The organism is Streptomyces sp. NPDC026377, from assembly GCF_055567715.1.
Genome location: NZ_JBVHPV010000005.1, coordinates 151,835 through 171,844 on the forward strand (window position 1 = coordinate 151,835; position 20,010 = coordinate 171,844).

At 73.5% G+C, this 20,010-nt stretch carries 16 protein-coding genes; 8 read left to right on the top strand and 8 right to left on the bottom strand.

The genetic code is table 11. The annotated features are described in order from the left end of the window. Positions 1–246 precede the first annotated feature (246 nt). Positions 247–861 carry a DUF1203 domain-containing protein gene (locus tag ACZ4MU_RS13225; protein ID WP_467874928.1) on the bottom strand — a complete coding sequence of 205 codons (615 nt, stop codon included), beginning with the start codon at positions 859–861 and terminating at the stop codon, positions 247–249. A gap of 140 nt (positions 862–1,001) precedes the next feature. On the opposite strand from ACZ4MU_RS13225, the gene pepN reads away from it, so the two are divergent. After that, positions 1,002–3,569, top strand: a complete 2,568-nt coding sequence (gene pepN, locus ACZ4MU_RS13230; RefSeq protein ID WP_467874931.1) for an aminopeptidase N — start codon at positions 1,002–1,004, stop codon at positions 3,567–3,569. Positions 3,570–3,828: 259 nt separating this feature from the next. Here pepN and ACZ4MU_RS13235 read toward each other — a convergent pair whose 3' ends face one another. From ACZ4MU_RS13235 to ACZ4MU_RS13245, 3 genes are read right to left on the bottom strand one after another with little or no spacing between them, the layout of a single operon-like run. Beyond that, entirely contained in the window at positions 3,829–4,824 is a 996-nt protein-coding gene (locus ACZ4MU_RS13235) for a LysR family transcriptional regulator (RefSeq protein WP_467874934.1), read from the bottom strand. 14 nt (positions 4,825–4,838) lie between these two features. After that, complete coding sequence (locus tag ACZ4MU_RS13240; RefSeq protein ID WP_467875512.1) at positions 4,839–5,762, bottom strand: DMT family transporter; 924 nt, start codon at positions 5,760–5,762, stop codon at positions 4,839–4,841. 49 nt (positions 5,763–5,811) lie between these two features. After that, positions 5,812–6,768, bottom strand: a complete 957-nt coding sequence (locus ACZ4MU_RS13245) for an EamA family transporter (RefSeq protein ID WP_467874936.1) — start codon at positions 6,766–6,768, stop codon at positions 5,812–5,814. 79 nt (positions 6,769–6,847) lie between these two features. Between ACZ4MU_RS13245 and ACZ4MU_RS13250 the strand changes: the two genes are divergently transcribed. After that, the gene (locus ACZ4MU_RS13250) at positions 6,848–7,345 is read left to right on the top strand and encodes a MarR family winged helix-turn-helix transcriptional regulator (protein ID WP_467874939.1); all 498 of its coding nucleotides are present in this window, start codon (positions 6,848–6,850) and stop codon (positions 7,343–7,345) included. A 129-nt stretch (positions 7,346–7,474) separates the two neighbouring features. Here ACZ4MU_RS13250 and ACZ4MU_RS13255 read toward each other — a convergent pair whose 3' ends face one another. Genes ACZ4MU_RS13255 through ACZ4MU_RS13265 form a run of 3 tightly spaced genes read right to left on the bottom strand, consistent with a single transcriptional unit; the run spans position 7,475 to position 10,012 of the window. Then, complete coding sequence (locus ACZ4MU_RS13255; RefSeq protein WP_101388341.1) at positions 7,475–7,702, bottom strand: hypothetical protein; 228 nt, start codon at positions 7,700–7,702, stop codon at positions 7,475–7,477. 20 nt (positions 7,703–7,722) lie between these two features. Beyond that, positions 7,723–9,864, bottom strand: a complete 2,142-nt coding sequence (malQ, locus tag ACZ4MU_RS13260; RefSeq protein ID WP_467874942.1) for a 4-alpha-glucanotransferase — start codon at positions 9,862–9,864, stop codon at positions 7,723–7,725. Positions 9,865–9,868: 4 nt separating this feature from the next. Beyond that, the gene (locus tag ACZ4MU_RS13265; protein WP_467875551.1) at positions 9,869–10,012 is read right to left on the bottom strand and encodes a hypothetical protein; all 144 of its coding nucleotides are present in this window, start codon (positions 10,010–10,012) and stop codon (positions 9,869–9,871) included. Positions 10,013–10,282: 270 nt separating this feature from the next. On the opposite strand from ACZ4MU_RS13265, the gene ACZ4MU_RS13270 reads away from it, so the two are divergent. Continuing rightward, on the top strand, positions 10,283–13,348 hold the full coding sequence (locus tag ACZ4MU_RS13270) for a beta-N-acetylglucosaminidase domain-containing protein (protein ID WP_467874945.1): 3,066 nt from the start codon (positions 10,283–10,285) through the stop codon (positions 13,346–13,348). A gap of 67 nt (positions 13,349–13,415) precedes the next feature. Here the strand turns inward: ACZ4MU_RS13270 and ACZ4MU_RS13275 are convergent, their stop codons facing one another. Continuing rightward, the gene (locus ACZ4MU_RS13275; RefSeq protein WP_283143448.1) at positions 13,416–13,952 is read right to left on the bottom strand and encodes an HNH endonuclease; all 537 of its coding nucleotides are present in this window, start codon (positions 13,950–13,952) and stop codon (positions 13,416–13,418) included. A gap of 254 nt (positions 13,953–14,206) precedes the next feature. On the opposite strand from ACZ4MU_RS13275, the gene ACZ4MU_RS13280 reads away from it, so the two are divergent. The 5 genes from ACZ4MU_RS13280 to ACZ4MU_RS13300 all read left to right on the top strand — a co-directional run bounded on the left by ACZ4MU_RS13280 (position 14,207) and on the right by ACZ4MU_RS13300 (position 20,008). After that, positions 14,207–15,292 carry a mechanosensitive ion channel family protein gene (locus ACZ4MU_RS13280; RefSeq protein ID WP_467874949.1) on the top strand — a complete coding sequence of 362 codons (1,086 nt, stop codon included), beginning with the start codon at positions 14,207–14,209 and terminating at the stop codon, positions 15,290–15,292. A gap of 203 nt (positions 15,293–15,495) precedes the next feature. Then, positions 15,496–16,713 (top strand): ROK family transcriptional regulator, encoded by a 1,218-nt coding sequence (locus ACZ4MU_RS13285; protein ID WP_467874952.1) that lies wholly within the window; start codon positions 15,496–15,498, stop codon positions 16,711–16,713. Between the two features lie 81 nt (positions 16,714–16,794). Continuing rightward, positions 16,795–18,141 (top strand): ABC transporter substrate-binding protein, encoded by a 1,347-nt coding sequence (locus ACZ4MU_RS13290; RefSeq protein ID WP_467874955.1) that lies wholly within the window; start codon positions 16,795–16,797, stop codon positions 18,139–18,141. A gap of 31 nt (positions 18,142–18,172) precedes the next feature. Next, entirely contained in the window at positions 18,173–19,114 is a 942-nt protein-coding gene (locus ACZ4MU_RS13295; RefSeq protein WP_467874958.1) for a carbohydrate ABC transporter permease, read from the top strand. A gap of 3 nt (positions 19,115–19,117) precedes the next feature. After that, positions 19,118–20,008, top strand: a complete 891-nt coding sequence (locus ACZ4MU_RS13300) for a carbohydrate ABC transporter permease (RefSeq protein WP_467874960.1) — start codon at positions 19,118–19,120, stop codon at positions 20,006–20,008. The last annotated feature ends 2 nt before the right edge of the window (positions 20,009–20,010 follow it).

Below are 20,010 nucleotides of genomic sequence, written 5' to 3' on the forward strand. Positions count from 1 at the left end.
GAACTGCGCGAGCAACCACCACCGGCCCGCAGACGAACACCGGGCCGAGAAGGGGCGCGGGGAACTGCGCGAGCAACCACCACCGGCCCGCAGACGAACACCGGGCCGAGAAGGGGCGCGGGGAACTGCGCGAGCAACCACCACCGGCCCGCAGACAAACCCCCGGCAGAACAGGGGCGCGGGGAACTGCGCGGGCAACCCACCACCGGCCCGCAGACAAACCCCGGGCCCGGCCCCCGCCCCCCCCTACCCCCTCCGCACCTCGAACTGGAAGCACCCGTACTCCACCGCCCTCACATGGACCAGCACCACCCGGGGATCCGAGAAGGCCTCCTCGAAGGCCGTCTCGAAGGCCCGCGTCGTGTCCGGCGGGAGTTCCAGCAGGCTGCCCCCGACGATCCGCCCCTCCGCGTCGTACCGCCGCACCACCCGCAACGCCCCCACCCGCGCGAACGGGTACTCCTGCGCGCCCCCGTCCCCCGGCCCCCCGCACTCCGCGTGGATGAACACCGGCCCCTGCTCGTCGTACGCCCCCGGCTCCGCCCCCGTCGTGCCAGCCCAGCGGCGCAGGGGGGCGTACGACACGAGCGCGATCCGCTCGCCCGGCGCGCTGCGGCACAGGCAGCAGCGCAGCGGGGCGTCACCCTCCTCGTCGGTGAACGGGGTGAAGGCGCGCCCGGCGTCGTCCGTCACGCGGAGCCGGGCGAGCGCGGACGGCGGAATCGGCAGGGGCGGGTAGGCCAGGGGCGGGTAGGCCAGGGGCGGGTGGGCCAGGGGCGGGTGGGCCAGGGCCGCCGTCGGCCGGGACGGGCGCGTATGAGGGGTCCGGGGTGGCTGGGGTGTCCGGGGTGTCTGGGTCATAGGGCCAGGCTGCCGGGGCGCCCCACCCCCCACCGGCGGAATTCGGACCTGTAACCCCCGGGCAAAAGCCCTGTACGCCCCCCGGACGTCTCGTGCAAGGATGGCCGAAACCGTAGAGAAGTCCTGAAGGAGATGGCCGGGTGCCTGGCACGAATCTGACCCGTGAAGAGGCCCAGCGGCGCGCGGAGCTGCTGAGCGTCGACTCGTACGCGATCGAGCTCGATCTGAGCGGCGCGCAGGAGGGCGGGACCTACAGGTCCGTGACCACCGTGCGCTTCGACTCCGCCGAGGACGGCGCGCAGACGTTCATCGACCTGGTAGCGCCCACCGTGCGCGAGGTGGTCCTCAACGGCACCGCGCTCGACCCGGCCGCCGTGTTCGCCGACTCGCGCATCGCGCTCGCCGGTCTGCGGGCGGGGGCGAACGAGCTGAAGGTGGTCGCGGACTGCGCGTACACCAACACCGGCGAGGGCCTGCACCGCTTCGTCGACCCGGTCGACGACCAGGCGTACCTCTACACCCAGTTCGAGGTGCCGGACGCCCGCCGCGTCTTCGCCTCCTTCGAGCAGCCGGACCTGAAGGCGACCTTCCAGTTCACCGTGAAGGCCCCCTCGGGCTGGACCGTGATCTCGAACTCGCCGACCCCCGAGCCCGCCGACGACGTGTGGGTCTTCGAGCCGACGCCCCGCATCTCCAGCTACATCACGGCGCTGATCGTCGGTCCGTACCACAGCGTCCACTCCTCGTACGAGAAGGACGGGCAGTCCGTGCCGCTGGGCATCTACTGCCGTCCCTCGCTCGCCGAGTTCCTCGACGCGGACGAGATCTTCGACGTGACCCGGCAGGGCTTCGACTGGTTCCAGGAGAAGTTCGACTACGCCTACCCGTTCGCCAAGTACGACCAGCTCTTCGTGCCGGAGTTCAACGCGGGCGCGATGGAGAACGCGGGCGCGGTGACCATCCGGGACCAGTACGTGTTCCGGTCCAAGGTCACCGACGCCGCCTACGAGGTGCGGGCCGAGACCATCCTGCACGAGCTCGCCCACATGTGGTTCGGCGACCTCGTCACCATGGAGTGGTGGAACGACCTGTGGCTGAACGAGTCGTTCGCCACGTACACCTCGATCGCCTGCCAGGCGTACGCACCGGGCTCCAAGTGGCCGCACGCCTGGACCACGTTCGCCAACTCCATGAAGACCTGGGCGTACCGGCAGGACCAGCTCCCGTCGACGCACCCGATCATGGCGGACATCCGCGACCTCGACGACGTGCTCGTCAACTTCGACGGCATCACGTACGCCAAGGGCGCCTCGGTGCTCAAGCAGCTCGTCGCGTACGTCGGCATGGACGCGTTCTTCCAGGGCGTGCAGGCGTACTTCAAGGCGCACGCCTTCGGCAACACGCGCCTGTCCGACCTGCTCGGCGCGCTGGAGAAGACCTCCGGACGCGATCTGAAGACCTGGTCGAAGGCGTGGCTGGAGACGGCCGGCATCAACGTCCTGCGCCCGGAGATCGAGGTCGACGCCGAGGGCGTCATCACCTCCTTCACCGTCCTGCAGGAGGCCCCGGCGCTGCCCGCCGGCGCCCAGGGCGAGCCGACCCTGCGCCCGCACCGGATCGCCGTCGGCTTCTACGAGCTGAACGAGACGGGCAAGCTGGTACGCACCGAGCGCCTTGAGCTGGACGTGGAGGGGGCGCGCACGGCGGTGGAGCTCCCGGCGGGCACGCGCCGCCCGGCGGTCGTCCTCCTCAACGACGACGACCTCAGCTACGCGAAGGTGCGCCTGGACGAGGAGTCCCTGAAGGTCGTCACCGCGCACCTCGGCGACTTCGCGGAGTCGCTGCCGCGCGCGCTGTGCTGGGCCTCGGCCTGGGACATGACGCGCGACGGGGAGCTCGCGACCCGCGACTACCTGGCGCTCGTCCTGTCCGGCATCGCCAAGGAGTCCGACATCGGTGTGGTGCAGTCGCTGCACCGCCAGGTGAAGCTCGCCCTTGAGCTGTACGCGGCGCCCGAGTGGCGCGAGACGGGACTGACCCGCTGGACCGAGGCGACGCTGGAGCAGCTGCGGGCGTCGGCGCCCGGCAGCGACCACCAGCTGGCGTGGGCGCGGGCGTTCGCGGCGACCGCCCGTACCGGTGAACAGCTCGATCTGCTCCAGGGGCTCCTCGACGGCACCGAGTCGGTGGACGGCCTGGCCGTCGACACCGACCTGCGCTGGGCGTTCGTCGAGCGTCTCGCGGCGACCGGGCGCGCGGACGAGAAGGCGATCGCGGCGGAGCTGGAGCGCGACCGTACGGCGGCGGGCGAGCGGCACGCGGCGACGGCGCGGGCCGCGCGGCCGACGGCCGAGGCGAAGGCTGAGGCGTGGGCGTCGGTGGTGGAGGGTGACTCGCTGCCCAACGCCGTGCAGGAGGCGGTGATCGGGGGCTTCGTCCAGGTCGACCAGCGGGAGCTGCTGGCGCCGTACACGGAGAAGTACTTCGCGGCGGTGAAGGGTGTGTGGGAGTCGCGGTCCCACGAGATCGCGCAGCAGATCGCGACGGGGCTGTATCCGTCGCTCCAGGTGTCGCGGGCGACGCTGGACGCGACGGACGCGTGGCTGTCGTCGGCGTCGCCCAGTGCGGCGCTGCGGCGGCTGATCTCGGAGTCGCGGGCGGGGGTCGAGCGGGCGCTGCGGGCGCAGGAGGCCGACGCGGCGGCGTAGCTTTTCCCCCACCCCGCCCTTTCCCTCAACCCTCCGGGGGCGGAGGTACCCCTCCCGGGCCAAGCCCCCCGCGCCCGCTCGCACGTGTTTCGGCCGCGGGCCGTGGGTGGCTGGTCGCGCAGTTCCCCGCGCCCTGGGCACCTAGGGGCGCGGGGAACTGCGCGAGCAACCCTCCACGGACCGCGGACGAACACGTCCCAAGGGGCCCCGGGGCCGTACGGCCCCGAGCGGAGGCCGGGGACCAGGCCCCGGACCCCGCTCAGCCCGCATCGCCCCCGGGCGACGCCACTTCCTGGAGCGTCGACAGGACCCGCCCCACCCCGGCTCCCCCCAACCCCCTCCGCACCGCCCCCACCACATGCCGGTACGGCCGCCGTTCCGCGGCCAGTTCGCGCATCGCCACCCCCTCCCGTGGCACCGACGCCATCCGCGGGACCAGCGCCACCCCCATCCCCGCCTCCACCATCGCCAGGATCGCCGTCCAGCCCGCCGCGCTGTGCGCCTGCTCGGGGACGAAGCCGGCCGCCTCGCACGCCGCCGTCGTGATCTGCGACCACGGGCCGCTGCCGCCGAAGATCCACGGCTCGCCCGCCAGGTCCGCGAGGCGCAGGTCCGGTTCGGTGGCGAGCGGGTGGCCTGCGGGCAGGGCCACGTCCAGGGGGTCGGCCAGCAGCGGGACCACCGTGAAACGCGGGTCGCGGACGCTCGGGGCGTGCGCCGCCAGCGACAGGGCCACGTCCACCGCCCCGGCCGACAGCAGCTCGTACGCCTCGGCCGCCTCCGCCTCCCGTACCCGCACCTCAAGCCCGGGATGGCTGCGCCGCAGCCGCCGTACGGCCGGGACGACCAGCGCGGGCACCGCCGTCGAGAACGCCCCCACCCGTACCAGCCCGGCCTCGCCCCGCAGATACCCGGCCAACTCCGCGTCCGCCCGCTCCAGTTGCGCGAAGACGGCCTCGGCGTGGCGCAGGACCAGATGGGCGGCGTCGGTGAGGCGGACCCGGCGGCCGTCCGCCTCCAGGAGGGTCACGCCGAGCCGCTTGGCCAGGTTGGTGAGCTGCTGGGAGACGGCCGAGGGCGTCATCAGCAGCGCCTCGGCGGTCGCGGTGACGGTCCCCTTCTCGCGCAGGGTCCGCAGGATGTGGAGCTTCTTGATGTCCCAGTCGTGCGCTCCGCCGGAGACGGCCCCGGCCCCCGCCCCGATCCCGCTTCCCGCCCCGGCCCCGCCGGGTGCCCCGTGCCCCTTCGCGTTCATGGCCGTCAATCTAGTCACGCGCCCGGGCGGCGGGAGCCCAGGACCACCCCGCCCAGGATCAGCGCCATGCACCCCACCCCGCCCGGCCCGGTCGTCTCGCCCAGGAGGGCGTACGAGAGCAGGGCCACGCAGACCGGCTGGAGGTAGTAGACGGCGCCCGCCCCGGCCGCCCCGATCAGCCCGATCGCCTTGTTCCAGGCGAAGAAGGCGAGGGCCGAGGAGAGCACTCCCACGTACACCAGCGGCCCGGCCGTCCCCGGCGTCGCCGCGAACCCGCCCTGCACCGCGAGGCTCACCCCGTACACCGGCGCCAGCATCAGCGCTCCCAGGACGAAGGTGGTGAACAGGAAGGCGGGGCCGCCCAGCTCGGCGGGGCGGCGGCGCAGCAGGGCGCTGTAGGAGGCGAAGGAGACGGCGGCGGCCAGCATCCACAGGTCCCCGGTCGCGAAGTCCTGCGTGAGCGAGCCCTTGCCCACGAGGAGCAGCACCCCGGCGCAGGCGACGAGCATCCCGGTGGTGCGCCGCGCCCCGAGCCGCTCGCCGCCGAGCCGCTCGTACACCGCCATCAGCACCGGCGACGCGGCCATGATCATGCCCATGTTGCCCGCGGAGGTGGAGAGTCCGGCCTGGTTGACGAGGGTGTTGTAGACCGTGACGCCCAGCAGGGCGGCGAGCAGGACGAAGCGGAAGTGGCGGCGGATCAGGGCCCGTTGGCGCCAGGTCGCACGGGCCGCGAAGGGCGCCACAGCCACCAGGGCGATGATCCAGCGCCAGAAGGCGGCCTGGACGGGGGGTACGGAGTCGTGCAGGGCCCGGGAGGCGACGAAGCTGCCGGACCAGACGAGGGTCGCTACGCCCGCGAGGGCGAGTCCGGGGCCGTTGGCCCGGCTCGCCCTCCGGGGGGTCCGTCTGGTCCGGTCGTGCCGGTCGTGCTCCAGGACTGCCACGGTGGTGGGTGCTCCTTCGGTGGTCGGCGGGGGTGCCGGACTACCGTCGCACCGCCCCGACCATCAGGTCCATCGAATCTTTCTGAGTGATTCGTTCAGGCGAAGTGAACGTTTCCGTCGCGACCGCGGGCCGGACCCTCGGCACGTACTGGCCCGCCAGCGTCGCCCCGAAGGCGACCGCCATACCCGCCAGCTGGAGCGGGGTGAGCGCCTGGCCGAGCGCTGCCCAGCCGATGACGGCGGCGGTCAGCGGCGACAGCGGACCGAGGAAGGTCACGGAGGTGGCGGTGAGGCGGCCGATGCCGCGGAACCAGAGCCAGTACGCCACGGCGGTGTTGACCAGGGCGAGGTAGAGGTAGCCCGCGAGGTTGCGGCCGTCCAGCGCGGGCGGCGCGCCCTCGGCCAGCAGGGCGACCGGCGCGATCAGCAGTCCGCCGGCGGTCAGCTGCCAGCCGGTGAGCACCAGCGGGCCGACCCCTTCGGGGCGCCCCCACCGCTTGGTGAAGACGGTTCCCGCGGCCATCGACAGGGACGAGGCCACTCCCGCCGCGACCCCGACGGCGTCCAGCGCCCCCGTGGCCTTCAGGACGACCAGGCTGACTCCGAGGGCCGCCGCTATGCCGGTGAGCAGGGTCCGCAGCGACGGCCGCTCCCCCAGGAAGAGCGCGGCGAGCCCGGCCACCCACAGCGGCCCGAGCGAGCCGATCACCGCGGCCATGCCGCCGGGCAGGCGGTAGGCGGCGAGGAAGAGGAGCGGGAAGAAGGCCCCGATGTTCAGCGCCCCCAGCACCACCGCCTTCCACCACCACGCGCCCCGTGGCAGGCGCCGGGTGGCGAGCATGAGCGCGAGTCCGGCGGGCAGCGCCCGCATCATGCCCGTGAACAGCGGCCGGTCGGCGGGGAGGAACTCCGTCGTCACGGCGTAGGTGGAGCCCCAGGAGACCGGGGCGAGGGCGGTGAGGGCGACGGTGGCGATGCGGCTCTGGGTTCGCTTCATGGAAAGTAGCTTACTCCTAAGCTACTTTTCGTCAAGCAACTTTCTTGCGTCCGTTCCATACGGCTCGGATACTGGTCCCATGACTGCGACCCCCCGTGATCCCGTCGACGCCATCACCGCCCAGTGGGCGGAGGTCCGGCCCGATCTCGACACCGTTCCGATGGCCGTCTACGGGCGCATCTACCGCATCGCCAAGGGCATGGGCGACCGGATCGAGAAGGAGTACCGGCGGTTCGGGATCTCGCGCGGCGAGTTCGACGTCCTGGCGACGCTGCGCCGCTCCGGCGAGCCGTACACGCTCTCGCCGCGTCAGCTGTCGGCGACGACCATGCTCACCACCGGCGGGATGACCGGGCGCCTGGACAAGCTGGAGAAGGCCGGACTGCTCAGCCGCAGCCCGGACCCGAACGACCGGCGCGGGCTGCGCGTCACCCTCTCGGACAAGGGACGCGAGATCGTCGACGCGTCGGTGACGGCCGGTCTGGAGATGCAGCACGAGGTGCTGGACGGGGTGCTCGACGCGGCGGAGGCGGAGCAGCTGAACGGGCTGCTGCGCAAGCTGCTCGCGGCCCACTGACACCACCGGGCCGGACGACGCGCGGGGGCGGGCGACGCGCGGGGGCGGGCCGGAAAAACGCAAAGGCGCTCCGCGGTACGAGTGCCACTCGTACCGCGGAGCGCCTCAGGGCGTGTGCGCCGTGACCGGTCAGGCCTTCTTCGACTTGTCGAGGACCATGACCAGACCGGCGATGACCGCGAACAGCGCGATGGGCGCGATCACGTACAGGCCGATCGTGTCGAACACGCTCAGGCCGGAGCCCGGGTCGTCGCCGTCGTCGCGGGTGACCGCGAGGGCGGGGGCCGACATGAGCAGCATCATCAGCGTCGTACCGGCTGCCACGGCGCCGGCGCGCAGGGTGTTCTTCTTGTCCACGGTGCAAACGTAGCGAACGCCTAAGCGGGCCGCGCGCCCGGGGGTGCCGTACGAGTCCGCACGCCCTGCGCCGGGGTGTCCGGGGCGGGCGCGAACACCCGCATCAGGCCGTGCAGCCGGGGCGAGGCGACCACGTCCTCCAGCGCGAGCGGGCGCCCGTCGGGACCGGCCACCGGCAGGCGCCAGTTGGGGTACTGGTCCCAGGTGCCCGGCAGGTTCTGCGGACGGCGGTCGCCCACCGCGTCCGGCAGCCACACCCCGACCATCCGGGCCGGGGTGCGCAGCAGGAACCGGTAGACCGCGCGCACCGCGCCCTCCTCGCCCCGGGCACCCTCGGGCAGCAGCCCGAGCCGGGTGAGGTAGGCCAGCCACTCGCCCACCTCCGCCGCGTCCTCGGCCTGCTCCTCGGCGAGCGGCCGGGTGAGCAGCCCGAGGCGGTGGCGCAGCCCCACGTGCTCGCCGGTGAGCCGGGCGGCCGTGGAGGGCAGGTCGTGGGTGGTGGCGGTGGCCACGCAGCCCTCGCGCCAGTCGGCCGGGGGCAGCGGGCGGCCCGCGCCCGCCCAGTCGCGCTCGAACCACAGCACCGAGGTGCCGAGCACCCCGCGCCGGCTCAGCGCCTCGCGCACCCCGGGCTCGACCGTGCCCAGGTCCTCCCCTATGACGGCCGCGCCCGCCCGGTGGGCCTCCAGGACGAGCACGGCGAGCATCGCCTCGGCGTCGTAGCGCACATAGGTGCCCGCCGTGGGCTCCTGCCCGCCCGGGATCCACCACAGCCGGAACAGGCCCATCACGTGGTCGATGCGCAGGGCCCCGGCGTGCCGCAACAGATTGCGCAGCAGACCCCGGTAGGGGGCGTAGCCGGAGGCGGCGAGCACGTCGGGGCGCCAGGGCGGCAGCCCCCAGTCCTGGCCGCGCGCGTTGAAGGCGTCGGGGGGCGCGCCCACCGACATGCCCTGGGCGAAGGTGCGCTGCTGCGCCCAGGCGTCGGCGCCGCCGGGGTGCACGCCGACGGCGAGGTCGTGGACGAGGCCGACGGTCATTCCGGCGTCCCTGGCGGCCCGCTGGGCGGCGGCGAGCTGGGTGTCGGTGAGCCAGGCGAGCCGGGTGTGGAAGTCGACGCGGTCGATGAGCTCGCGCCGGGCGCGGGCGGTGGCGGGTGAGCGGGGGTCGCGCAGGGCGCCGGGCCAGCGGGTCCAGTCCGAGCCGTACCGTTCGGCCAGCGCGCACCAGGTGGCGTGGTCCTCCAGGGCCTGGCCCTGGTGTGCCAGGTAGTCGCAGTACGCCTCGCGCCGCCCGGGGGCCAGCGGTACCGCGTGGAGGGCTTCGAGGGCCTCGCGCTTGAGCGCCCACACCGCGTCCCGGTCGATCAGCTCGCCGTCGTCGAGGACCGAACGGCGCAGCGCGTCCGCCGCCTTCAGCACCTCGTCCAGCCGCTTGCGCTCGCGTACGTAGGCGTACTCGGGAACGTCCTCGATCCGCAGGTGTACGGGGTCGGGGAAGCGGCGGGAGGAGGGGCGGTAGGGGGACGGGTCGGTGGGGGTACCGGGGACGGCCGCGTGCAGCGGGTTGACCTGGAGGAAGCCGGCGCCCACGGACCGCCCGGCCCAGCCGGCGAGTTCGGCGAGGTCGCCGAGGTCGCCCATGCCCCAGGAGCGGGCGGAGAGCAGGGAGTAGAGCTGGACGAGGAACCCGTGGGTGCGCTCGGGCGGCTGCGGCGTGCGCTCGGGGGCGACCACCAGGCAGGCGGTGGCCGCGCGGCCGTCGGGGGTGCGGGCGGTGGCCCGGTGGACGCCGAGGGGGAGGACGGGCCAGGGGGCCTCGCGCCCCGTCCCGCCCTTCGCGCCCGGGGCCGTCCACCGCGCCTGTTCGCCGTCCTCGGTCTCGACCCGGACCTCGGTGCCCGGCGGCAGCGCGGCCAGCGGTGGGGGCGGGGCGGGGTCGGGGGTGCGCCAGTGGACCACGGTCGGCGGCAAGAGGCGCTCCGCGGCGCTCAGTTCGGCGGTGGCGAGGGACGCCGCCACCGCCTCCGGGGTCGCCGCCTCGACGCCCAGGGCCGCGAGGACGGCGACGACCGTGGCCTCCGGGACGGGGACCGTGCGGTCGGCCGACGGGGCGTAGGACGTGGCGACGCCGTGCAGGGCGGCGAGCCGGGCGAGGGTCATGGCGTCAGGCTCCGGCTTGCGCGGCCACCGGGGTCGGTTCGCTGGTCAGGGGCGCGGCCTCGGTCAGGGGCGGCTCGCTGGTCAGCGGTGCGGCGTCGGCCAGCGGAGGTTCGCTGGTCAGGGGCTGTTCAGGGGCGGAAACGGCCACGGAGGGCTCCACGGGGGTCGGCGACGGGGACACAGCAGCCCTACCCAGCGGGCGGGCTCCCAGACGTACAACGCGGGGCGAGTAGCGCTCGTCACCCCCCTCCTGTGACCCAGGTCACCGGAACGGGCAATTCCGGCACAACAGTCACCCGCGTTGACACCTTCGCCACGGGGGTGGTGGGCTCGGGTCCGGTCGCGGCGCGGGAGGCTCCGCCGGGGGCCGTCACCAGGGGACCGGGGCTCCACAAGTCCACGCAGACGAGGAGACGGTGTGCAGTTCGGGCGCGGGAAGCGGGCGGCGGCCGTCGCCGTCGCCGCCATCGGCGGACTGCTCGGCGCGGCGCCCGGCGCCCTCGCCGCCCCCGCGGACCCCCCGGCACCCGAACAGCCCACCGCCACCCGGGAGTCGAAGGCCGCGGTACGGGACGGCGCCCCGGCCGTCTGGCCCCGCCCCCAGTCCGTCCGGCACGCGGGACCGGGGCTGCGCCTGGGCTCCGAGGCCGTGCTGATCGCCGATCCGGGCGCCGACCCGTACGCGGTGGCCGCGCTCGGGGACATGCTCGACCGGGCCGGCGTCACCACGCTGCACCACGAACCCCGGGGCGCGGGGCCGGTGTTCCGCGTCGGTGGCGTCGGCGCGCAGGACGCGCTGCGCGCCCTGCGGGTCGCCGAGCGCGGGGACCTGCCGCCGGGCGGCTACCGGATCGGGGTCGGCCGGGTCGCCGGGCGGGACACGGTCGCGCTCGACGGGGTCGGCGAGGACGGGCTCTTCCACGCCGTGCAGACGCTGCGTCAGCTCCTGGGGCAGGACCGGCGCGGCGCCGCCACGCTGCCCGGCGTCTGGGTGCGGGACTGGCCCGCCACCGCCGTGCGCGGCACGGCGGAAGGTTTCTACGGGCAGCCCTGGACCCGCGAAGAGCGCCTGGGGCAGCTCGACTTCATGGGCCGCACCAAGCAGAACCGGTACCTCTACGCGCCCGGCGACGACCCGTACCGCCAGGCCCGCTGGCGCGACCCGTACCCGGCCGACCAGCGCGCCGACTTCCGGGCGCTCGCCGCCCGCGCCGCCGCCAACCACGTCACCCTCGCCTGGGCCGTGGCGCCCGGCCAGGAGATGTGCCTGTCCTCCGACAAGGACCTCAAAGCGCTGCTGCGCAAGGTCGACGCGATGTGGGCGCTGGGCGTGCGCGCCTTCCAGCTGCAGTTCCAGGACGTCAGCTACAGCGAGTGGCACTGCGGGCAGGACGCGCGCACCTTCGGCCGGGGACCGGCCGCCGCCGCCCGCGCCCACGCGCGCGTGGCGAACGCCCTCGCCGCGCACCTCGCCGAGCGCCACCCGGGCGCGCAGCCGCTGTCGCTGATGCCGACCGAGTACTACCAGGAGGGCGTCACCGCCTACCGGGACGCGCTCGCGGACGGTCTGGACGCGCGCGTACAGGTCGCCTGGACGGGCGTCGGGGTGGTGCCGCGCACCATCACCGGCCACGAACTGGCGGGCGCGCGCGACGCGTTCGGGCATCCGCTGGTGACGATGGACAACTACCCGGTGAACGACTGGGCGCCGGGCCGGATCTTCCTCGGCCCCTACACGGGCCGCGAGCCCGCCGTCGCCACCGGCTCGGCCGCCCTGCTCGCCAACGCCATGGCCCAGGCCTCGGCCTCCCGCATCCCGCTGTTCACGGCCGCCGACTACGCCTGGAACCCGCAGGGCTACGAGCCGGAGGAGTCCTGGCGGGCGGCGATCGCGGACCTCGCGGGCGGTGACGCGCCGCTGCGCGAGGCGCTCACCGCGCTGGCGGGCAACGACTCCTCGTCGGTCCTCGGCAGCGCCGAGTCGGCCTATCTGCGCCCGCTGCTCGACGCGTTCTGGAACTCGCGCGGCACGGCGGACGCGGTGGCGCGGGACCGGGCGGCGGCGCGACTGCGCGCGGCGTTCACGGTCATGCGGCTGACCCCCGAGCGTCTGGCGGGCAGCGCGCTCGCCGACGAGCTGCGCCCCTGGGCCGAGCGGCTCGCCCGCTACGGCCGGGCCGGGGAGAAGGCCGTGGACATGCTCCAGGCGCAGGCCCACGGCGACGGCGCGGGCGCCTGGCGGGCCGCGCTCGCCCTGGAGCCGCTGCGCCGGGATGCCGCCACCGGCCCGGTCACCGTCGGCAAGGGCGTCCTGGACGCGTTCCTGACCCGTGCGGCGCGGGCCTCGGCGACCTGGACGGGCGCGGACCGCCCGCCCGGCGAGGTGACCCTCTCGCCGGACGCGTACACCGTGCGCCTGGACCGGGTCCGCCCGGTGGAGGCGGTCACGGTCATGGACGACTCCGGCGCCGGGCAGAGCCCGTCGGTGGGCCCGGGCTCGGGCCCGCCCGCCTGGGCCACGGCGGGCGCGCGGCCCGTGCCGGACGCCGCCTGGGGACCCGGCCCCGGGCCCGGCCGGGTCGCCTGGGCCGAGGGCGGGGCGCTGGTGCAGGCGCATCTGCCCGGCGTGGGCTGGCGCAGCCTGGGACCGCTGTCGCCGGACGGCTGGACCCAGAGCGCCGCGCGGGGCGTGCGCGCCGACGCCGTCCGGGTGACGGGCCCGACCGCCGCCGTACGGTCCGTACGCCATCTGGTCCCGTGGTTCGCCGACGAGCCGCGGGCCCGCCTGGAGCTGGCCCGGGACGTGGCCGACGCGGAGATCGGCGGGAAGCCGCAGGTGGTGACGGCCGTGCTGACGTCCACCCGGCCCGCGGACGTGCGGGGCACGCTCGCCGCGAAGGCCCCGCGGGGCCTGACCGTGCGGGCCCCGGGCGCGCTCACGGTCCCGCGCGGCGCCGCGATGGGTGTGCCGGTGGAGGTGTCGGTGGCGCCGGGCACCCCGGCGGGCGAGTACCGGGTGCCGGTCGCGTTCTCCGGGCAGGAGCGCGTCCTGACCGTACGGGCCCATCCGCGCACGGCCGGTCCCGATCTGCTCGCGGGGGCGGCGGCCTCCTCCTCCGGCGACGAGACGCCCGCGTTCCCGGCGCGCGCGGCGGCCGACGGCGACCCGTCGACGCGCTGGTCCTCCCCGGCGCAGGACAACGCCTGGTGGCAGGCCGAGCTCCCGGCCCCGAGCCGGGTCGGCCTGGTGGTGCTGACCTGGCAGGACGCGTACGCGAGCAGCTACACCGTGCAGGTCTCGCCGGACGGGCGGACCTGGCGCACGGCGGCGACCGTGCGGGAGGGCAGGGGTGGCCGGGAGGCGGTACGGATGGACGCGCGCGGGGTGCGGTTCCTGCGGGTGCAGGGGGTGGCGCGGGCAACGCCGTACGGGTACTCGCTGTGGTCGGTGGAGGCGTACGGCGTGGCACAGGGGAGCCGGTAGGCCCGCTCGCGGGCACGCCGGGCCGGGGACCGGCGGACCGGTCCCCGGGGACGACGAAGGCCCGGACTCAGGCTGAGATGCCGTCGATCCGGGCCAGGGCGTCGTCCGCGCCGAACGGTTGGAGGTACGGGAGCCAGCGTGGGTCCCGGTGCCCCGTGCCGATGATGCGCCACGCCAGGCCGCTGGGCGGGGCGGGCTGGTGGCGCAGGCGCCAGCCGAGCTCCAGCAGGTGCCGGTCGGCCTTGACGTGGTTGCAGCGGCGGCAGGCCGCCACCACGTTGTCCCAGACGTGCTGACCGCCGCGGCTGCGCGGGATCACGTGGTCGACGCTGGTTGCGACGCCACCGCAGTACATACAGCGCCCGCCGTCACGCGCGAAGAGCGCACGGCGGGTCAGTGGGACGGGCCCCCGGTAGGGGACCCGTACGAATCTCTTCAGCCGGACCACGCTGGGAGCGGGGACGACCCGGGTCGCGCTGTGCATGAAGGCGCCGGATTCCTCTAGGCAGACTGCCTTGTTTTCGAGCACGAGGACGAGCGCGCGGCGGAGCGGTACGACGCCGAGGGGCTCGTACGACGCGTTGAGGACCAGGACGTGCGGCACGGTGGATGCCTCCTTGTACGCCGGCGGCGCGTGGCTCGCGCCGGGACGATCTGCCTTCAGTCTCTCCTCAGGGCCGGTCGGAGCGCCACCACGTCCGGGTAACGGCCCTGAAGTGTTTTCGACCACACTCCCACGCGTCCCGGGCCCGGTGCCGCGCCCGCCTCGAACACGGCACCGAAGCACACGGGTTGCCCCGTTAGTGTGGTTGGTCTGCCGTCGCACTGTCGGCAGCGCAATGCCTGGAGGTTCCCGCCGTGCACTGGCCCGCCGTACTGGCCGCCGGATCCCCGTCCGATCCCACCGGCCCGACGACCGCCCCGGTCACCCTCGACGACGCCCAGAAGCAGGCCACCGAGGCCGCGGGCTGGGTGGAGGAGAACTGGTCGACCTGGCTCGCCCTCGGCCTGCGGATCCTGCTCATCGTGATCATCGCGTCGGTGCTGCGGGTGCTGGTGCGCCGCGCGCTGACCAAGCTCATCGACCGGATGAACCGCAGCGCCCAGGCGGTGGAGGGCACCGCGCTCGGCGGGCTCCTGGTCAACGCCGAGCGCCGCCGCCAGCGCTCGGAGGCCATCGGCTCGGTGCTGCGCTCGGTGGCGTCCTTCCTGATCCTGGGCACCGCGGCCCTGATGGTCCTGGGCGTCCTCAACATCGACCTGGCGCCGCTGCTCGCCTCGGCGGGTGTCGCGGGTGTGGCGATCGGCTTCGGCGCGCGCAACCTCGTCACCGACTTCCTCTCCGGCGTCTTCATGATCCTGGAGGACCAGTACGGGGTCGGCGACTCCATCGACGCGGGCGTGGCCTCGGGCGAGGTGGTCGAGGTCGGGCTGCGGGTGACGAAGCTGCGCGGCGACAACGGTGAGATCTGGTACGTGCGCAACGGCGAGATCAAGCGCATCGGCAACCTCAGCCAGGGATGGGCGACGGCCGCCGTCGACGTCCAGGTCCGCCCGACGGAGGACCTGGACCGCGTCCGGGCCGCCATCACGGAGGCGGCCGAGTCCATGGCCAAGGACGAGCCGTGGAACGAACGGCTGTGGGGGCCGGTGGAGGTCCTCGGCCTCAACGAGGTGCTGCTGGACTCGATGGTGATCCGTGTCTCGGCGAAGACGATGCCGGGCAAGGCGCTGGGCGTGGAGCGCGAACTGCGCTGGCGCATCAAGCGGTCGCTGGACGCGGCGGGGATCCGGATCGTGGGCGGCCCGCCGCCGGCGGACCCGGACGACTCGGCCCCGGACCCGTCCGCCGGTGTGTCCGCCCCCTCGGCCCTGAACAACCCGACGTCTCCGCAGTCGCTGGCCACGGCGCCGATACCGCCCGGGCAGGGTCTGGCGAAGTAGGCACGAACGAGGGCGCCCCCGGCCGCACCGCGGCGGGGGGCGCCCTTCGTCATGTGCGGCGCGGGGAGAAGTAACGCTTTGGTAGCCCCGGCCGTTCACCCCATTGACGCCCGTGGGACCGGCGGCCTACTTTCCTCCCACCGGATAGGAAACTTTCCTAACAGTCGGTTGGGAGCCGGGACCGTGAAGGCAGGTGCACCGTCGTGGCCGGTACTACCCCGGGAACCCCGCGCGTACTCCGCGCCATGAACGACCGCGCCGCCCTCGATCTGCTGCTGGAACACGGGCCCCTCTCCCGCACCCGCATCGGCAAGCTCACCGGACTCTCCAAGCCGACCGCCTCCCAGCTGCTCGCGCGGCTGGAGGCGGCCGGGCTCGTCGTGGCGACCGGAACCACCGAGGGACGGCCCGGGCCCAACGCCCAGCTGTACGCGGTCAACGCGCGCGCCGCGCACGTCGCCGGGCTCGACGTCACCCCCGAGCGCATCCGCGCCGCCGTCGCGGACGTCACCGGGGAGGTGGTCGGGGAGTTCGAGGTGCGCACCCCGGGGCGCCGGGCCGGCGAGTCGGTGGTGCGGCAGGTCACCGGCGCCCTCGACGGGGCGGCAAAGACCGCCGGCCTGGTCCGGGCCGATCTGCACCGCGTCGTCATCGGCACGCCCGGCGCCTTCGACCCCGGCACCGGGCGGCTGCGGTACGCCTCCCACCTGCCCGGCTGGCACTCCCCCGCCCTCCTCGACGAGCTCGCGGCGGCGCTGCCGATGCCGGTCGAGTACGAGAACGACGTCAACCTCGCGGCCATCGCCGAGCAGCGGCTCGGCGCCGCGCGCGGCCACGACGACTTCGTGCTGCTGTGGAACGAGGGCGGTCTCGGCGCCGCACTCGTCATCGGCGGCCGGCTGCACCGCGGCTTCACCGGCGGCGCGGGCGAGGTGGGCTTCCTGCCGGTGCCGGGAGCCCCGCTGGTGCGGCACGTCACCAAGGCGAACTCCGGCGGCTTCCAGGAGCTTGCCGGCGGTCAGGCGGTGCCGCGCCTGGCCCGGGAGCACGGGGTCGCGGACATCCCCGGCGGCCCGTCCACCGAGGCCGCGGCCGCGCTGGTCGCCCGGGCCGCCGAGGCCGTACGGGCGCGGGAGGACGGCCCGTACCGCGGGCTCCTGGAGACCTTCGCCACCGGTCTGGCCACCGGTCTAGCCTCCATGGTCGCCGTGCTCGACCCCGAACTCGTGGTCCTGTCCGGCGCCCTGATCACCGCCGGGGGCGAGCCGCTGCGCGCGCTGGTCCAGCACGAGCTGGGCGAACTCGCCGCCTCCCGGCCCCGGCTCGTCATCGGCGAGGTGCGCCACCACCCCGTCCTGCGCGGCGCGCTGGAGAGCGCGCTCGCCGCCACCCGCGACGAGGTCTTCGACACCTCCCGCTGACCTCCCCCACCCCCGACGCACCCCCCGCACGCCCGCACCCGTCTCTGCCCTGCCCCTGCCCCTGCCCCTGGAGACTTCGCCATGTCCGGAAACAGCCCGCGCCGCCAAAAGTCGGCCGCCGTCCTCGCCGTGACCGCCTCCATCGCCCTGTTCGCCACCGCCTGTACGGGCCAGAGCTCCTCCTCCGCCGAGGACGACGCCTCCAAGGAGACGACGATCACCTTCTGGCACGGGTGGAGCGCGCCCGAGGAGGTCAAGGCGATCCAGGCCAACGTGGACGCCTTCCAGAAGGCGCACCCCAACATCCATGTGAAGGTCGTCGGCAACATCAACGACGACAAGATCAACCAGGCGCTGCGCGCGGGCGGTTCGAACGCGCCGGACGTGGTCTCCTCCTTCACCACCAACAACGTCGGCAAGTTCTGCTCCTCCCGCGCCTTCGTCGACCTCGCGCCCTTCCTGAAGAAGGACGGGATCGACCCCGCGAAGACCTTCCCGAAGGCGATGAACGAGTACACACAGTTCGAGGGCAGGCGCTGCACGCTCCCGCTGCTCGGCGACGCCTACGCGCTCTACTACAACAAGGACGCCTTCAAGGAAGCCGGGATCACCGCCCCGCCGAAGACCTGGAGCGAGTTCGCCACCGCCGCCAAGAAGCTGACCAGGGCCAAGGGCGACTCCTACGAGCAGCTCGGCTTCATGCCCGACTACCACGGCTACGAGTCGACGACCGAGCACTACATCGCGCAGTGGTCGCCCACGTACTTCGACAGCGAGGGCAGGTCGAACATCGCCAGGGACCCGGCTTTCGCCAAGGGGCTCGCCTTCCAGAAGCAGCTGGTGGAGGACCTGGGCGGGTTCCAGAAGCTGGAGAAGTTCCGCTCCGGCTTCGGTGACGAGTTCGGCGCCAAGCACCCCTTCCACCTGGGGCAGGTCGCCATGCAGCTGGACGGCGAGTGGCGGCTGGGGATGGCCGAGGCCGCCAAGCCCGAGTTCGGGATCGGGGTCGCCCCGCTGCCCGTGCCGGACGACCAGGCCTCCACCTACGGCAAGGGGTACATCACCGGCACCATCGCCGGGATCGCCGCCACCTCCACCAAGCAGAACGCCGCCTGGGAGCTGGTGAAGTACATGACCACCGACACCCGGGCGGTGGTGGACTTCGCCAACGCCATCCACAACGTGCCCTCCACGATGGAGGCGCTCAAGTCCCCGGACCTGAAGTACGACCCGCGCTTCAAGACGTTCCTGGACATCGCGCAGAACCCGGCCTCCACGACCAGTCCGGCCTCGGTCAACGGCGGCCAGTACCTGGTCTCGATCCAGAACCTCGGCTACGACGTGGAGAAGGGCCGGCAGAGCGACATCAGGGCCGGTCTGGAGAAGACCGCCAAGGAGATCGACACGGCGATCGACCAGGCCAAGTAGGCCGGGTCCGACGAGCGCCGCGGAGCACTCCATGACCACGTACACCCCGCGCGCCAAGCGCCGCCGGGCGGCCCTGCGCACGGCCGCCTTCATGTCCCCCTGGCTGATCGGTTTCGGCGTCTTCTTCGCCTACCCGCTGATCTCCACCGTCTACTTCTCCTTCACCCACTACGACGGCTTCGCCGACCCCACCTTCACCGGGCTCAAGAACTGGTCGTACGTCTTCGACGACTACCCGCTGTTCTGGCCCGCGCTGCGCAACACCCTGTGGCTGGTGGTGGTCATGGTGGCCTGCCGGGTCGTCTTCGGGCTCGGCATCGGGCTGCTCATCACCAGGATCAAGACGGGCACCGGGGTCTTCCGGACGCTCTTCTACCTGCCCTACCTCGCCCCGCCCGTCGCCGCCACCCTCGCCTTCGTCTTCCTGCTCAACCCGGGTACGGGACCGGTCAACTCGGTCCTGTCCGACCTCGGCGTCCCGGCGCCGGCCTGGTTCACCGACCCCACCTGGTCCAAGCCGGCGCTGACCATGCTGGCGGTGTGGGGCGTCGGCGACCTGATGGTGATCTTCATGGCCGCGCTGCTCGACGTGCCGAAGGAGCAGTACGAGGCCGCCGAGCTGGACGGGGCCTCGTCCTGGCAGCGGTTCCGCTTCGTGACGCTGCCGAACATCTCGCCGATTCTGATGTTCGCGGTGGTCACCGGGATCATCCAGACCATGCAGTACTACACCCAGCCGCTGGTGGCCGGAAAGGTCGCCTCGGGGGTCATCGGCAGCTCCGGTCAGCAGTTCGAGCCCGGCTACCCGGACAAGTCGACGCTGACCCTTCCCCAGCTGGTGTACAACCTCGGTTTCCAGCGCTTCGACTACGGCTCCGCCTGTGTGGTCGCGCTGGTCCTCTTCGCCCTCTCCATGGCCTTCACCGCCCTGCTCATGCGGCGCCGCGGCGGACTGATCCAGGCAGGTGACTAGCCGATGGCCGACCTGACGTATCCACTCGACACTCCGGTGGCGAGGACCCCGGCGGCCCGCACGGCCCGCCGCAAGGCGCTGCTGCACTGGATCGGTGTGCACGCCCTCGGGGTCGCCGCGGCCCTCTTCTTCGTGCTGCCGTTCGTCTTCATCGTGCTCACCTCGCTCATGGACGACCAGCAGACGCTCACCCGCGACCTGGTCCCCGACCACTGGCAGTGGTCCAACTACAAGAAGGTGCTCGACACCCCGGGCTTCCTCACCTGGTGGCGCAACACCCTGCTCTACGCCGGGCTCGGCACCGTCCTGACCGTGGTGTCGTCCCTCCCGGTGGCCTACGCGCTCGCCAAGTTCCGCTTCCGCGGCCGCAATCTGTCGATGATGCTGGTCATCTCGATGATGATGCTGCCACCGCAGGTGATCATCATCCCGATGTACCTGTTCTGGGCGAAGCAGCTCGACCTCTCGGGGACGCTGTGGCCGCTGATCGTCCCGATGGCGTTCGGCGACGCGTTCTCCATCTTCCTGCTGCGGCAGTTCCTGATGACCATCCCGAACGAGTATCTGGACGCGGCCAGGGTCGACGGCTGCGGAGAGCTGCGGACCCTGCTGCGGGTCGTGCTGCCGATGGCGAAGCCCGGCATCGCCGCCGTCGCGCTCTTCCAGTTCTTCTACGCCTGGAACGACTACTTCGGGCCGCAGATCTACGCCTCGGAGAACCCCGGCGCCTGGACGCTCAGTTATGGCCTGGAGTCCTTCAAGGGCGCGCACCACACCGACTGGAACCTGACCATGGCCGCGACCGTGCTGGTCATGGCCCCCGTGATCCTCGTGTTCTTCTTCGCGCAGAAGGCGTTCGTCGAGGGCGTCACGCTCACCGGAGTGAAGGGTTAGAG